Here is a 13,248-nt window from a genome sequence, read left to right as displayed (position 1 = left end):
CGGCGGGGCCGCGGGTGCAATGCTCGTACAACGCCGTCCGGCCGGATTGGTTAACTAGCCGGCGTTTTCGGGCCGCAGTTTGCGTACGGTACGGCCGGCCTGCCACATTTCGCTATCGCTGAGTTCCTTCAGCTCCTTCTCCAGCTTGACCCGATAATCCTTCTGGCTGTTGGAGTCGATGCTGCGCTGGGCTTCCTGGCCGGTGGCCACGCTTTCGTAGAGGTCCTCGAATACCGGCTTTACGGCATCGCGGAACTTGTCCTTCCAGTCCAGGGCGCCCCGCTGGGCGGTGGTGGAGCAGTTGGCGTACATCCAGTCCATGCCGTTCTCGGCTACGAGGGGCATCAGGCTCTGGGTGAGTTCCTCCACGGTTTCGTTGAAGGCTTCGGAGGGGCTGTGGCCGTTGGCGCGCAGCACGTCGTACTGGGCCTCGAAGATGCCCTGGATGGCACCCATCAGGGTACCCCGTTCTCCCGTGAGGTCACTGTACACCTCCCGCTTGAAATCCGTCTCGAAGAGATAGCCCGAACCGACACCGATCCCCAGGGCCACCACCCGCTCGAAGGCGCGACCGGTTGCATCCTGGTCGATGGCGAAACTGGAGTTCAGTCCGCGGCCCTCGAGGAACAGCCGGCGCAGGCTGGTACCAGAGCCCTTGGGCGCTACCAGGATCACGTCTACGCCTTCCGGGGCAACGATGTTGGTCCGGTCGTTGTAGGTGATGCCGAAGCCGTGGCTGAAGTAAAGGGCCTTGCCGGGGGTGAGGTAGGGCTTGATGCGGGGCCACACTTCGATCTGGGCGGCGTCGGACAGAAGGTACTGGATGATGGTACCGCGGTCGGCGGCTTCCTCGATCTCGAAGAGGGTCTCACCGGGCACCCAACCGTCCTGGACGGCCTTGTCCCAGGAGGCACCGCCCTTGCGCTGTCCAACGATGACGTTAAAGCCGTTGTCCCGCAGGTTCAGGCTCTGTCCGGGCCCCTGTACCCCGTAGCCGATCACGGCAATCGTTTCATCTTTCAGCACCTCGCGGGCCTTTTCCAGGGGGAATTCTTCTCTCGTAACGACCTTTTCTTCGGTGCCGCCAAAGTTCAACATTGCCATATCGGTTGCTTTTATGTGCGGAGCAAATATGCAACGGGCGGGCTGAAGCCACGGGGTCAAACTCCCGGCCAATTACGACGGCTAATTTGTCGCCGCGGCCTTGGGTTCGACGTCGATCTGCCGGATGACGACCTGGGAAAAACGCTTGTGGCCGAGCAGGAAATAATGGAGAGCGATGCTGTCGGCTACCCGCCCGGCGTCGGTGCGGGGAGGGCCAATCCGGCAGTTCTCGATTTCACGGCTCCTGCGGCCGCGCCGCCTGATCCACATAGGCAGATTGCGGTAAAAGTCGAGGTGGGCCCGGATGATTGACCGGATGTGTTCCACCTTTCCCTGGGCGAGGAAAAGCATACCGGCGGCCCCGTCGAGCAGCAAGCGCACCGGCAGCCACCAGATGAGGCGAAGGGTGTTCTCGTTCTTGAAACTGGTGACCAGGGTGTTGCGGAAATTCAGGAAGGCCTTGCGGGGGGTATCGTAGGCCAGGGTGCCCCCGCCCACGTGATGCACGGTGGCGGCCGGTTCAACCAGCACCCGGTAGCCGGCCCGCTTCATGCGCCAGCAGAGGTCGATCTCCTCGGCGTGGGCGAAATATTCCGGCTCAAAGCCCGCCAGTCGGTGAAAGACGTCCGCCCGGACGAAAAAGGCCGCCCCCGTAGCCCAGAAGATCTCCGCCGGGCAATCGTACTGCCCCTCATCACGCTCCATGTGGCCGAAGACCCGGCCCCGGCAGAAGGGGTATCCCAGGAAGTCGAGGTAGCCGCCGCTGGCCCCGGCGTATTCAAAGCATTCGGGATCGTGCTCGGCCAGCACCTTGGGCTGTACGGCCCCGACGGTTGGGTCGAGGAAGTGGGGCAATATCGTCTCCAGCCAACCGGAGGTGACCCGCACGTCGCTGTTCAACAGCACGTACACCGAAGCCTTCACCTGCTGCAGGGCCACGTTGTAGCCGGCGGCGAAGCCCAGGTTCTCGTGCAGTTCGATCACCTCCACCGCCGGAAAGGCGCTTTTCAGATAGGCAACCGAATCGTCGGTGCTGGCATTGTCGGCCACGATAAGCCGGCAGGTGGGCGGCAGGGAGTTGGTCACCGTTGGCAGGTAGCGCTCCAGGTAGCCGCGGCCGTTGTAATTGAGGATGACTACGGCGGCGTCGGGCAGTTCCTCGTCCGCTACGGCGGTGGCCCGCTGGTCTTCTTCCAGGGCCCGGCGGGCGTTGGCTTCATCTATTACGAGCTGGTCGCGCAGGGCCTCTACCCCACCCAGTACCAGGTCGCCCCGCAGATAATTCACGAAGCTGACCGTGAGGGTTTCCCCGTACAGGTCGCCGGAATAGTCGAAGAGGTGGACTTCGATGCTCGTGCCGCGGCCGTCGCCCAGTACGGGGCGGTCGCCGATGTAGAGCATGCCGTCGTAGGTGCAGCCGTCGAAGTGGGCCCTCACCGCGTAGATGCCGGGGGCCGGCACCAGTTTCAGGGGGTGGTCGGGGTGAAGATTGGCGGTGGGATAGTCGAGCGTTCGGCCGATTTGCTGTCCGGCTATCACGGTGCCCGTCAATTCATAGGGCCGCCCCATCAGGGTGGCGGCCTTGCTCACCTCTCCGGCCTGGAGGGCGCGGCGGATCTTGGTGGAGCTGACGGTGATTTCATCAACTTCCTGGGCGGCGATTTCCACCACCTCGTAACCGTATTGGGCCGAAAGGTGCCGCAGCAACTCAACGTCACCGGCCCGGTCCTTGCCGAAGCGGTGGTCGTAGCCAATGACGATGCGATCGGGCGTAAAGTTCCTTACGAGAAATTCCTCGATGTATTCGGTGGGCGTCTGCTGGCTGAACTGGCGGTCGAAGGGGATCACGACGAGGTGATCGATGCCCTCTTCGGCGCAGAAACTGATCTTTTCGCGGGTGGTGGTCAGCAGCCGCAGGCTGTCGTCTTCGGGGCGCAGTACGGTGCGCGGGTGGGGATCGAAGGTGATGACGACGCTTTCTCCCTCCCGGGCTTCGGCCATCCGGCGAATGCGGGCCAGCAACTTCTGATGCCCGCGGTGGACGCCGTCAAAGCTGCCAATGGTGATCACGGCACGCCGAAAACGCGGAAGATCGGCCAGTCGGAAATAAGTCTGCATCGCCGACAAAGGTAGCGAGGCGGCGGCGGAGTAGGTAGCGAATCGACCACTACCCTACCCCGCCGCCACACCCGCTGGGGTAACGGCTATTGAATCAGCCGGTTACAATCATACGTTCGGCTTCCAGCCGTCTTCGTACTCCCGCGACCAGAGGGCCATGGCGTCGGAGTTCTGCTGGGGCTTGCCGGTTTTCGGGTCGGTCTTGAGTACCGACTGGGTACGTTGGGCCATATTGCCCAGGTGGCAAATGGTCACGCTGGTGTTGGCGTCGGACACTTCGGAGTTCAGGGCTTCATCCTGGTTCACCCCGCGGATGAAGTTGGCAATGTGGAGCTCGTCGAGGCTGCCACCGCCGGCGGTATCCATACTGACGGACTTACCGGTCTCCTGCTCGTGACGAATCTCTTTGCCGCGCTCATCGTAAACAAAGTAGCCGTCGCGGTCCATAAGTACGCTGCCTTCGGTACCATAGATCATGGCGCCGCGACCGCGCTCCCACAGGGGCATGGCGTTGCAACTGCGGCCGTCCCAGTGGATGTGCTTGTCGCCGGGGAAGTTGAAGTTGGCCAGCTGGGTATCGTAGGCCTCCCAGGCGTCGTCGTAGGCCAGTCGGCCCCCGCTCGAAGTGACCTGCTCGGGGAAGTCGACATCCAGGGCCCAGCGGCACATATCCACCTCGTGGGTTCCGTTGTTGAGCATCTCGCCGGTGCCGTACTTCCAGAACCAGTGCCAGTTGTAGTGCACCAGCAGGGCGTCGAAGTCCTGGCGGGGCGCCGGGCCCTGCCAGAGTTCCCAGTTGAGCCACTCGGGTACGGGCGCGGGTTCGTGGTTGCCGATCGGGGCGCGGTTGTTGGCGTACCAGGCCTTGGCGGCGTAGGCGTTGCCGATGAGGCCGTCGTGGATCTCCTTGACGATGCGGTTCAGGGATACGCTGCTGCGGGTCTGGTTGCCCATCTGCACCTTGAGTCCGCTGCTCTTCTGCTTGGCGATGAGCATCTCGCCCTCGGCGGGGTTGTGGCTGCAGGGTTTCTCTACGTAGACGTGCTTGCCGGCTTCCAGGGCCATGATGGCCATGGGGGCGTGCCAGTGGTCGGGGGTAGCGATGACAACGGCGTCCACGTCGGAATTGTCCAGGAAGGTGCGGAAGTCCTGGTGGCCCATGGGTTTGTCCCCGCCGCCGGCCATGACGGCTTTTTGCCCTTTTTCAATGGCCCGGGTATCGACGTCACCGATGCCGATTACCCGGCAGTTTTCGGCGCCGGCGAAAGTGCGGGCCAGGGATGCCCCGCGACTATTGGTCCCGAAGACGGCCACGTTTACGGTATCGTTGGCCCCGAGTACCTGGCTGTGCAGGGGCATGCCCATGGAGAGGCCCGCCGTGGTGAGGGCGGTAGTTTTAAGGAAAGTGCGGCGATTTGCCATGATCGATGAATTTAAAGCTCACGAATTTTGATGGTGCGGAAGGCAACTGCGTCGCCGTGATCCTGAAGCAGGATGGGTCCCTGGGGCCACTGGCCGAAGTTGTCCCATTTCTGGTATTTGCTGTAGTTGACCAGGGCCTTGAACATCTGGCTGAAGCGGTCGTACTCCACGACCTTGTAGCCGTTGAGCCAGTGCTCTACCTTTCCGTCCTTGGACACGATGCGTCCCCGGTTCCAGTCGTTGATCTTGTAGTCCTTGTTGCGCTTCACATCGACCGGCTTGGCCGGGATGAGGTCGTAAAGGGAGCCGATGGTCCGGTTGCCCAGCACGCCGGCCTTGGCGTCGGGGTGGCGCTCGTCGTCGAGAATCTGAAACTCGAGCCCGATGGCCGATCCGGAGCCCTGGTTCAGCTCGGGGTCCACGTAGTACTTCACGCCGCTATTGGCGCCTTCGGTGGGCTTGAACTCGAAGACGAGTTCAAAGTTGCCAAAGTGCTCCTTGGTGACGATGTCGCCGCCATTGGTGCTCTCCCCGCCGTTTCCGGCCAGCACGCGCAATTCACCGTCTACGATTTCCCAGCCGCTGGCGGGGAAGTCATTCAGCTTCGCGCCGCGCCATCCGTCGGAGGTCTTTCCGTCGAACAGCAAGCGCCATCCCTGCCGCTTCTCGGCCTCGGTGAGGGTGTTTACCAGCAGGTTTTCCTGGGGGGCCAGGACGGCCCGTTTGCGGTCGGCCTTGGTGGCGTTATCCTTGATGCGGATGTTGCGCCATTTGACCTGCTTACCGGCCAGTTCCTCGGAGATGGAGTGTACCTGCAGGCAGATCAGTCCGGAATCATCCAGGCTGTCGACCAGATTGGCTACGGACTGCCCGTTCACGAAGGTGCGCAGTTCATTGCCCACGGCCTCGATGCGCAGGCTGTTCCACTCCCCGTGCTGGTAGGCCGAGCGGGCGGGATCGTTGTAGTGGACCGGGTAGATCCAGCCGCGACGGGCCTCGTCGTAGATACCACCGGTGTAGCCACGGGGGCTGGGGTCAATCTCCACCTGGTAGCCGTAGATGCGCCGCAGGTCGCCCTGCTGCCGCCACTGCCCGCGGGCCATCACCCCACTGTTCAGCGGTGCTTCGTCGTAGAATTCAAGCTCCAGGATAAAATCAGCGTAAGTCCGCTCCGTACAGAGGAAGGTATTGGGCGTATTCACTACCGCGGTGCCGGTGATGGTGTTCCCATCAAGGGAATAGGGCGCCTTGCCCCCGTAGGTTTCCCAGTTGCTCAGGTCCTTGCCGTTGGTAAGGGAAACGAAGCCATCCTCCTGCGCCGTCAACGGCAGGAAGAGCCAGGAAAGTAGGAATACAGCGTAATGCCGTTTTTGCATGTCGATGAATTATAATCCCGAAGGCAAGCGGCCAATCGGAAGGGGTTAATGTTGTCTAAAGGACAAGATAGAAAATATTTGAAACGGACCACCCCATTGGTAAACCGATTGCAAGAATTTGTGCCAACGGTTTCCGATCTTGGGTCCCACCCTACCGCCTATGCAACTGCTTCCCTACTTTTTTTTCCTGCTCGTTCTGGGCACCGGCGTCCGCGCCCAGTCGGCCGACGGCTTTTCCCTCGAGTCGGAAGAAGACGGTGTGCGGGTCTACATCCGCACGGAGGACAACGACGAAATGTCGGTACGCGTGGTCACCCGCACCACGGCAGAGTTGCGACGGGTACGCGCCACCCTCGACGACGCGGAAAGCTATCCCGAATGGGTCCACCGCTGCGATGGTGCATACATCGTTCCCGGCGGTACGGCCAACGACTACCTGTACGTATCCGGTATTGACCTCCCCTTTCCCTTCCGCGACAAGGAGGTAGTGGCCCGCGTGCAGCAGACCGTCGGGCCACAGTCGGTGTTTAGGCGCACCATCCGGGCCGAGCCAACCGCGGTGCCGCCCAATGCGGGGCGCGACCGACTCCAGGTGTACTTCGGGGAATGGGTGGTCCGCCCCCTGTCCCGGGGCGTGGTGGAGTTGCAGTGCACGGTGCGCACGGATGCCGGAGCCGGCCTCCCCGGCTGGTTGCGGCGGGAGATCCTTACCAACGGACCAGCGAAAACCGTGAGCAATCTTCGAGACCGCCTGGAGGCCACCCCCTAGATTCCCGCAACGGCGGTAAGGGGAACAACGGGCCCCTCCGACCAGTCCATCATGGCATTGAAGAGGCGGATCTGCTCGAAGTGAACCAGATCGCGACGGCGGATGATGGTGGGCTGTATCACCCCATCGGCGATGAGCTGGGCCCGCCGTGCTCCGCGCAACAGGGGCCAGGCCGGGGTGTACCACCGGCTGCCATCGTAAAGCGCCAGGTTGGCGTAACTGCTATCGGTAAGGTGCTGCCGCTGGATGATGAGGATGTCATCGCAGTCCTGCCGCTCCTCCAGCAGGGCCTCGATTCCGCTACGGTCGGCGTACTTGTGGCTGTAGTTCAGGCCATTGCCTTCGACGACCCGCAGCGACCGGACGGGGCGAACGGTATACGGCTGGACCTCCCAGTGCTCGAGGGTGGCGCCGTACACCAATCGCAACTTATGGACGCCCTGCTGCGGCAGGTCCAGTCCTTCCAGGATTGCGGCCAGCTTCAGGCTGCCCTGCTTTCCGTAGTGGAGGGTGCGGGAGCGGTCCATCCGCTCCTGGTGACGGTCAAGCAAGGCCGCGCGCCCGTCCTCCAGTCGGATGGTTTCCAGCAAGCGTGGGGTGGCGGGTTTCTTCATCGGGGGGCGAAGATAAGCGGAGCTACCGTTCCCGCAGGGGGATACGGATCTTGGCGCAGAGCTCCGCATATTCTTCCTCCGCCGTACTGCGGGCGGTGACGCCGCCTCCGGACCGGAAGAGGTGGGTGCCGTTTTCCTCCTCCAGATAGCGGATGAGGACGCAGCTGTCCAGTGTTTCTCCGTCGAAATAGCCTCCGATACCGCAGTAGTAGCCGCGTGGGCCGGGTTCGGCCCGACGGATGAGGTCGAGGGTAGCGGGTTTGGGTGCGCCGCTCACCGAACCGGCCGGAAGCAACGCCAGCAGGTAATGCCCCAGTGAGGACCGCCAGTCCGAAGGCAGCCGGCCGCCCAGCCGGGTGCTGGTTTGCAACAACCCGCCGGCGGCGGTGTCGATGGAGCGCAGGTAGCGGTATTCCGTCACCCTCACTTCCCGGGCAATGCGGCTCAGGTCATTCCGCATCAGGTCGACGATGGTGGCGTGTTCAGCCACTTCCTTCGGACTGTTCAGGAGGTACTCCCGGCCGGCCGGCGTATCGGGGGCCGTGCCCTTCATGGGGCGGGTTTCGAGGTAACCACCGGCGTCGATGGTCACGAAGGTTTCCGGACTGAAGCAGACAAAATGGTCGGGGTAAAGAATGCGGTACTTTGCCTGGCTGTTTTCGTAGACGGAGGCGAGGCTATCCGAAAGTCTTACCGGGGTAGGAAAAGTGAGATTGACCAGGAAGGTATCCCCGCGCTGCAGTCCTTCCCTAACCAGGGCAAACGCTTGATCGTAGCGTTCCCGGGGGATATAATTCGCCTCCAGGGTTGGCCGCGGCAGGCCGGAACGGGTAGTGTCGGGGCGGCCGGGAAAACTGAAGCGCACGCCGGAAGCGGCCAGCTCGGTCAGGGTCCACAATCGGGGCCTTTGAAGTTCAAAGTCAATCAGAAAGAAGCAGGGCTGCCCGCTCCGGCCGCAATCATTGAGGCGATCGGCCCAGGCATCCAGCGATGGTGAAGTGGTATCCGGCATCGTCTGGAAAGACGCGGCAGCGCGCAAAAAGTTAGGAAATGCAGGCCTCCAATTTCTTCAGGTAGCTGAGGCTGTCGGGGATGGCCCGGTGGGCCCGCGGACTTTCCCGGCTCAGTTCGAGGCACACCAGCCGACGGAAATCGATGTCCTGCAGCGCTTGCAGCAGGGGCAGCATTTCCAGATCCCCCTCGTCCGGCGGCAGGTGAAGGTGTACCCCGCGGTTCATTCCCTCCAGGGAAACCGTCCCCAGGCGGTCGGCATAGCGTTCGACGGCCCGCGCCGGGATGTCCTCCCCGGTCACCCAGACGTGGCCGAGATCCAGCGCCAGCGACAGCCCCCGGGCCAGCCGCTCATCGGTGCGCAGCAGCCGGTCGTAATCGGCGTTGGTCTCGATCAGCATGCCCGGTTCGGGTTCCAGGCTGAGGCTGACCTCCCGTTCGCCTGCGTAATCCGTCACCCGCAGTAGTCCATCGACCAGGTACTCCATGGCTACTTCGGGGTGAACCGTGGGTTGGCGCACGCCGGACCAGAAGGAAACGGTTTCGGCACCCAGCATACCCGCGATGTCGATCGCCCGCTTGAGGAAGCTTACCCTGCGCGCACGTCCCTCCGGTGTGGGGTTGATCAGGGTAGGTTCGTGTTTTACCGCGGGGTTTAGGAGGTAGCGGGCACCGGTTTCAATGACGCAGTCCAGCCCCAGTTCTTCCAGCCACTGCCCCACTTTTTCCGTCTGCGCCTGCCAGTCTGCCGCCAGGGGGTCCAGGTGGTGCCAGTCCAGGGTAAGGGCCACCCCCTCGTAGCCGGCGCCCGCGATCAGCCGCAGGGCATCGGGTAGCCGGTGGTGGGCGCATCCATTGGTGTTGTAGGCGTAGCGTAAGGCCATATTCTGCGGCCTTATTCGGGGCGTGGAACGAAGGATCCCGCCACCGCCTCGGGTTCCGCGGAGGTGGCGCGCAGCCACCGCAGCAGTTCCATCTGCTGTTCCGGGAAGCTGTGGACCGGCGGGTGGTCGCCGGCCGTCATCGGGGCCTTGAAGAATACTCCCAGCGACTCCACTACCCCACCCTGTCCGCGGCGGTTCGCCAGGTCGAGACAGCGGGCAATCTCGATGGCCAGGGGGGCCGCCAGGATGCTGTCCTTGCACAGGAAGTCGACCTTGATCTGCATGCGGTGGCCGAGGAAGCCGGAAATATCGATGTTGTCCCAGGCTTCCTTGTCGTCGCCCCGGGGACGGTAGTAATTGATCTTCACCAGGTGGTCTTCCACGGGGTACCCCAGGCAGTTGGTGAGCACGTCACCCTTGGTGCCGATCTTGTTTTCCAGGGATTCGGGGTGGCGCAGGGCCTCTCCGTCGCGGTTCCCGAGGATGTTGGTGCTGAACCAACCGTCGACGTGGAGGGCGCGGGCGCGCAGGGCGGGGGCAATGACGGTCTTGAGGAAGGTCTGCCCGGTCTTGCCATCCTTGCCGGCGATCGGCACGGTGCGATCCCGCGCCAGTTCGCGGAGGGCGGGAATTTCGGCGGAGCGGCTGGGGGTGAAATTGCCGTAAGCCACGCCCTGGGTAATGCAGGCGTAGGCGTAGAGCATGGCCGGACTGATGCCGGGGTGGTTGTCGTCCAGCGCGCGTTCGAAAGCATCCGCCCGGTGGTAGATTTCATCCGTGATTTCCACGGCGTGTTCCGTGCTGGCCAGGTTGATCACCACCACCCGCCCGTCGATGTCGGAGGCAAAGGCGCTGAGCTGCTGCTGAATGCCGGCGATGAGTTCCCGGTGGGTGCCCGTACTGTCGCGCTCCCCTACCACGCCACGGCAGTAGTTGCGGTTGCTCACCGCGGTCCAGGGGCGGCGGGAACCCAGGTCGTTGGCCACGGCCTCCAGTTCCTCGCGGCTCAGTACCCGGTGGGTCTGGGCGGCTTCGTACAGGTTGTGGTCGAAGAGGTCCCAGCCGTGAATGCGGATATTCTGGTAGGGCACCAGGTCCAGGTCCGAAAATTCCGCCAGCGGCAGGCCCGTGGGCTGCTGCAGTCCGCGGCGGATGAGCTCGATGCCCGCGGCCGCGGTAGTGCCCACGGCACCGCCCAGGCCGATGATGGCAATGCCGAGATTGGAAGCTTTGGTGGAAGGTGTCGTACTGCTCAAGGCGGGGTGGCTTTTCGGATAAGCCGCCAAGGTAGTGGATTTTGCCGTCCGGGCCTACCCCATGCACTCGGTTGCGCGCCGCTGGGCTACAGCCCTACCTGCCGCCGCCCTTCCCGCAGGTAATCGCGGATGTTGAGCCAAAAGGCGGCAAAGAAGTAGAACGGGAGGGAAGAACCCAGGGATAGACACGACAGGTAGATGAAGTAGAGGCGTACCCGGGTCCGCCGGATGCCCATATGGTCCGCCAACCAGCCGCAAACGCCGAAGGCGGAGTGTTCGAGGGTTCTGCGTAGCCATTCCATGCGACGGTTCTGTTTTGGTGGGGCAACCCCAATTTACGGAGTTGTCGCTTTCTCATTGATCGCAAAATGTACTACCGAAGTTCAAGCCGGCGGTAGAGCCAGTCGCGGTCCACCTCCCGTACGCTTTCTCCCTCCAGGTCCGCCCGGGAAACGTCCACGATGGCGTGGCGGATCAACCGCAGTACGGGATGGCCTACCGCGGCGCAAATGCGCCTTACCTGCCGGTTCTTGCCTTCCGTCAGGGTGAGGCTGAGCCAGCTGTCGGCCACGTTCTTGCGGTAGCGGATCGGGGGATTTCTCGGCGCGACCGCGGGTGCAATGCGTTCCACCAGGAGGGGCCGTGAGCGATGGTCCTTGCCCTTGATGCGGATGCTGGGCCCCGCCGCCAGGGCCTTAAGCGCCGCCGGATCGGGCTCGCCCTCCACCTGGACCCAGTAAGTGCGGGGGTGGTAATGGGCGGGATTGAGCAGTTTGTGGTTCAGGGAACCATCGTTGGTCAGGATGAGCAACCCCTCGCTGTCGCGATCCAGCCTTCCTACGGGGTAGACGTCGCCCGGGAAGTCGTATACGTCGGCAAGCGTTCGGTGCTCGGGCATTTCCCGGGTGAACTGAGATAGTACATCAAAGGGCTTGTCCAGCAGGAAGTATCGGTGGGCCATGGCTCAGACGTTCAGGTCGCCGGACAACCGATCCAGTTCCTCCCGTACTTCGCGGTGGGTGCCTTCCAGTATCAGCAGGTTTTTCTCTTCCCGGTCCAGCATCTCGTCAAACCGGCTGAAGTTCGCCTCGATCCGCCGCCGCAGCGTGCCGATGTAGACCTTCAGTTTCTCCTCCAGTTCTCCGGCGAGGCGGGCACGGCCCTCGGTTACCTCCCGCTCGAACCCCTGCACGATCCGCTTCCGTTTTCCGCGGGTGCTGAATCCGGCGAAAATGACCCCGATGGTGGTCAGCACGCCACCGGTAACGTCTACCACAGGCAGGGTGCTCAGCGCCATCAGGATGACGCCCAGGGCCGCCATTCCGCCGCCGGCGGCGAGGTTGGGGGCGATGGAATCGCGGTCGGCAAACAGCGACTCGTCGGTGAAACTCTCCGTCTTCCCCACGAAGCGGTTGAACTGGTCCTGCAGGTCGCGCAGCACGTTCTCCCGCCGTTCGGCGATGCTGCTGAAGATCTCGTGGTCGTTGCTCAGAATGGTCTGGCTGCCGCGGATTTTCAGGTCGATGGTCTTGACCATCTGCTGGATGGTTTCCGCCAGGTCCACCACGTTTTCATTGAGGCGGGCGCGGAGCTTTTCGTTCAGGTCGGTTTCAAGGTCCCGGGCCAGGTTCTCGAGCCACTCCTTGGGTCCCGGGGTGCTGCCGAAGGTGGAGGCGATGCTCCGCTTCACGAGGCCGAACATGCTCAGTCCGGATTCCAGCTCACTGAGCTTGGCGCGGGTGATGCCGTCGTAGGTCAGCAGCAGGTTCTCGACCATCAGGTCCACCTGCTTGTTGCTCTGGGCCACCTGTTCGTCGAGGGTGGTCTGGATGTCGGTGCGGAAGGCGGTGTCGGCGTCGAACTGCCGCCGCCGCAGAAGGAGGCCGTCGGCAATCTTTTCGTTGATGGTGGATGCCGTCAGGATGCTGTTGTTCAGCTTCAGCCGGGGTGCCCGCCCGCCGGTGATGTTGTCGGCGATGAACTGCCGCAGGGGTGCAAATCCCGTATCCTCCTGGCCGAGTTGCTCGTCGCGGGCGCTCACGGCAAAGACCCGCGGTTCGGCGATGCCCTCCTGGCGTGCTTTCTCGGCTACGCCGGCCAGGTTCACTTCGAGTTCCTGGGGAGTGGCCAGGTCACTTTGCTGAAGGACGAAGATGGTCTTCTTGCGCCAGTCGCCGTGGATGTACTGGAAGAAGTCCCAGGCCGATTGGCGGTAGGGGTTCTTGGCCTCGAAAACGAAAACGATGAGGTCGCTGGCCGGGATGAACTGTTCGGTGATCTCCTGGTGGTGCTCGACGATGGTGTTCGTCCCGGGGGTATCCACGATGGCGATCTCCCGCAGGATCTCCACGGGCAGGAAAACCTTCTTCAGGTAGGGATTCACCGTCACCTCCCGCCGCTCCTCCCCGTAGAGGATTTGCTGGATGGTGTCGGTCATGGGCTGGGGGGCCGCCTTGGCAATTTCTTCGCCCGTGGCCAGCAGGGCGTTGACGAAGCTGGACTTGCCCGCCTTCACCTCGCCCACGATCACGAACATGAAGGGTTCGAAGATGCGGTTGCGCAGGTCGCTGACCGTGCGGGCCATTTCCTCGTGGCCGATCCGGATGGTGAGCTCGTGCAGCCGCTTGATGATTTCCTCAAGGCGGGCGCGGTCGGCTTGCAGGCCGGCGTCAATTAGGTTTGCCATGGATTAAA

Annotated in this window: 12 protein-coding genes; 1 reads left to right on the top strand and 11 read right to left on the bottom strand. The window is 62.9% G+C overall.

The window, feature by feature from the left end; translation table 11 throughout:
- Positions 1 to 54 precede the first annotated feature (54 nt).
- From ilvC to CGL56_RS10025, 4 genes are all read right to left on the bottom strand, one after another.
- Positions 55 to 1,104 (bottom strand): ketol-acid reductoisomerase, encoded by a 1,050-nt coding sequence (ilvC, locus tag CGL56_RS10040; RefSeq protein WP_099106403.1) that lies wholly within the window; start codon positions 1,102 to 1,104, stop codon positions 55 to 57.
- An 81-nt stretch (positions 1,105 to 1,185) separates the two neighbouring features.
- Positions 1,186 to 3,222, bottom strand: a complete 2,037-nt coding sequence (locus CGL56_RS10035) for a bifunctional riboflavin kinase/FAD synthetase (RefSeq protein WP_099106402.1) — start codon at positions 3,220 to 3,222, stop codon at positions 1,186 to 1,188.
- Positions 3,223 to 3,330: 108 nt separating this feature from the next.
- Positions 3,331 to 4,644, bottom strand: a complete 1,314-nt coding sequence (locus CGL56_RS10030; protein WP_099106401.1) for a Gfo/Idh/MocA family protein — start codon at positions 4,642 to 4,644, stop codon at positions 3,331 to 3,333.
- A gap of 11 nt (positions 4,645 to 4,655) precedes the next feature.
- Positions 4,656 to 6,020, bottom strand: coding sequence for a 3-keto-disaccharide hydrolase (locus CGL56_RS10025; protein WP_099106400.1), 1,365 nt, complete (start codon positions 6,018 to 6,020; stop codon positions 4,656 to 4,658).
- Positions 6,021 to 6,180: 160 nt separating this feature from the next.
- Here CGL56_RS10025 and CGL56_RS10020 point away from each other — a divergent pair, with 160 nt between their 5' ends.
- Complete coding sequence (locus CGL56_RS10020; protein WP_099106399.1) at positions 6,181 to 6,789, top strand: SRPBCC family protein; 609 nt, start codon at positions 6,181 to 6,183, stop codon at positions 6,787 to 6,789.
- Here the strand turns inward: CGL56_RS10020 and CGL56_RS10015 are convergent.
- The 7 genes from CGL56_RS10015 to CGL56_RS09985 form a co-directional block, all read right to left on the bottom strand.
- The gene (locus CGL56_RS10015; protein ID WP_099106398.1) at positions 6,786 to 7,403 is read right to left on the bottom strand and encodes an aminotransferase class IV; all 618 of its coding nucleotides are present in this window, start codon (positions 7,401 to 7,403) and stop codon (positions 6,786 to 6,788) included. The genes CGL56_RS10020 and CGL56_RS10015 overlap by 4 nt on opposite strands.
- A gap of 22 nt (positions 7,404 to 7,425) precedes the next feature.
- Positions 7,426 to 8,415, bottom strand: coding sequence for an aminodeoxychorismate synthase component I (locus CGL56_RS10010; RefSeq protein ID WP_099106397.1), 990 nt, complete (start codon positions 8,413 to 8,415; stop codon positions 7,426 to 7,428).
- A 31-nt stretch (positions 8,416 to 8,446) separates the two neighbouring features.
- Positions 8,447 to 9,298 (bottom strand): sugar phosphate isomerase/epimerase family protein, encoded by an 852-nt coding sequence (locus CGL56_RS10005; RefSeq protein ID WP_099106396.1) that lies wholly within the window; start codon positions 9,296 to 9,298, stop codon positions 8,447 to 8,449.
- 11 nt (positions 9,299 to 9,309) lie between these two features.
- On the bottom strand, positions 9,310 to 10,554 hold the full coding sequence (locus tag CGL56_RS10000) for an inositol-3-phosphate synthase (protein ID WP_187305578.1): 1,245 nt from the start codon (positions 10,552 to 10,554) through the stop codon (positions 9,310 to 9,312).
- Positions 10,555 to 10,640: 86 nt separating this feature from the next.
- A complete protein-coding gene (locus tag CGL56_RS09995; RefSeq protein WP_099106395.1) occupies positions 10,641 to 10,856 on the bottom strand; it encodes a PspC domain-containing protein in 216 nt (71 codons plus the stop codon).
- A 71-nt stretch (positions 10,857 to 10,927) separates the two neighbouring features.
- Positions 10,928 to 11,515 (bottom strand): pseudouridine synthase, encoded by a 588-nt coding sequence (locus CGL56_RS09990; protein ID WP_099106394.1) that lies wholly within the window; start codon positions 11,513 to 11,515, stop codon positions 10,928 to 10,930.
- A 3-nt stretch (positions 11,516 to 11,518) separates the two neighbouring features.
- Positions 11,519 to 13,240 carry a dynamin family protein gene (locus tag CGL56_RS09985; protein ID WP_099106393.1) on the bottom strand — a complete coding sequence of 574 codons (1,722 nt, stop codon included), beginning with the start codon at positions 13,238 to 13,240 and terminating at the stop codon, positions 11,519 to 11,521.
- Positions 13,241 to 13,248 lie beyond the last annotated feature (8 nt).

The sequence above is a fragment of the Neolewinella marina genome, from assembly GCF_002631205.1.
Classification (GTDB): Bacteria; Bacteroidota; Bacteroidia; order Chitinophagales; family Saprospiraceae; genus Neolewinella; species Neolewinella marina.
The sequence above is the reverse complement of the archived record's forward strand: the minus strand, read 5'-3'. Positions and strand labels throughout refer to the sequence as shown.

Excerpts from the sequence above, each read along its gene's own strand:
- CGL56_RS10020 (WP_099106399.1), top strand. The coding sequence starts at position 6,181 with ATGCAACTGCTTCCCTACTTTTTTTTCCTGCTCGTTCTGGGCACCGGC.
- CGL56_RS10025 (WP_099106400.1), bottom strand. The coding sequence starts at position 6,020 with ATGCAAAAACGGCATTACGCTGTATTCCTACTTTCCTGGCTCTTCCTG.
- ilvC (WP_099106403.1), bottom strand. The coding sequence starts at position 1,104 with ATGGCAATGTTGAACTTTGGCGGCACCGAAGAAAAGGTCGTTACGAGA.
- CGL56_RS10015 (WP_099106398.1), bottom strand. The coding sequence starts at position 7,403 with ATGAAGAAACCCGCCACCCCACGCTTGCTGGAAACCATCCGACTGGAG.
- CGL56_RS10035 (WP_099106402.1), bottom strand. The coding sequence starts at position 3,222 with ATGCAGACTTATTTCCGACTGGCCGATCTTCCGCGTTTTCGGCGTGCC.
- CGL56_RS10005 (WP_099106396.1), bottom strand. The coding sequence starts at position 9,298 with ATGGCCTTACGCTACGCCTACAACACCAATGGATGCGCCCACCACCGG.
- CGL56_RS09990 (WP_099106394.1), bottom strand. The coding sequence starts at position 11,515 with ATGGCCCACCGATACTTCCTGCTGGACAAGCCCTTTGATGTACTATCT.
- CGL56_RS09985 (WP_099106393.1), bottom strand. The coding sequence starts at position 13,240 with ATGGCAAACCTAATTGACGCCGGCCTGCAAGCCGACCGCGCCCGCCTT.
- CGL56_RS10030 (WP_099106401.1), bottom strand. The coding sequence starts at position 4,644 with ATGGCAAATCGCCGCACTTTCCTTAAAACTACCGCCCTCACCACGGCG.
- CGL56_RS09995 (WP_099106395.1), bottom strand. The coding sequence starts at position 10,856 with ATGGAATGGCTACGCAGAACCCTCGAACACTCCGCCTTCGGCGTTTGC.
- CGL56_RS10010 (WP_099106397.1), bottom strand. The coding sequence starts at position 8,415 with ATGCCGGATACCACTTCACCATCGCTGGATGCCTGGGCCGATCGCCTC.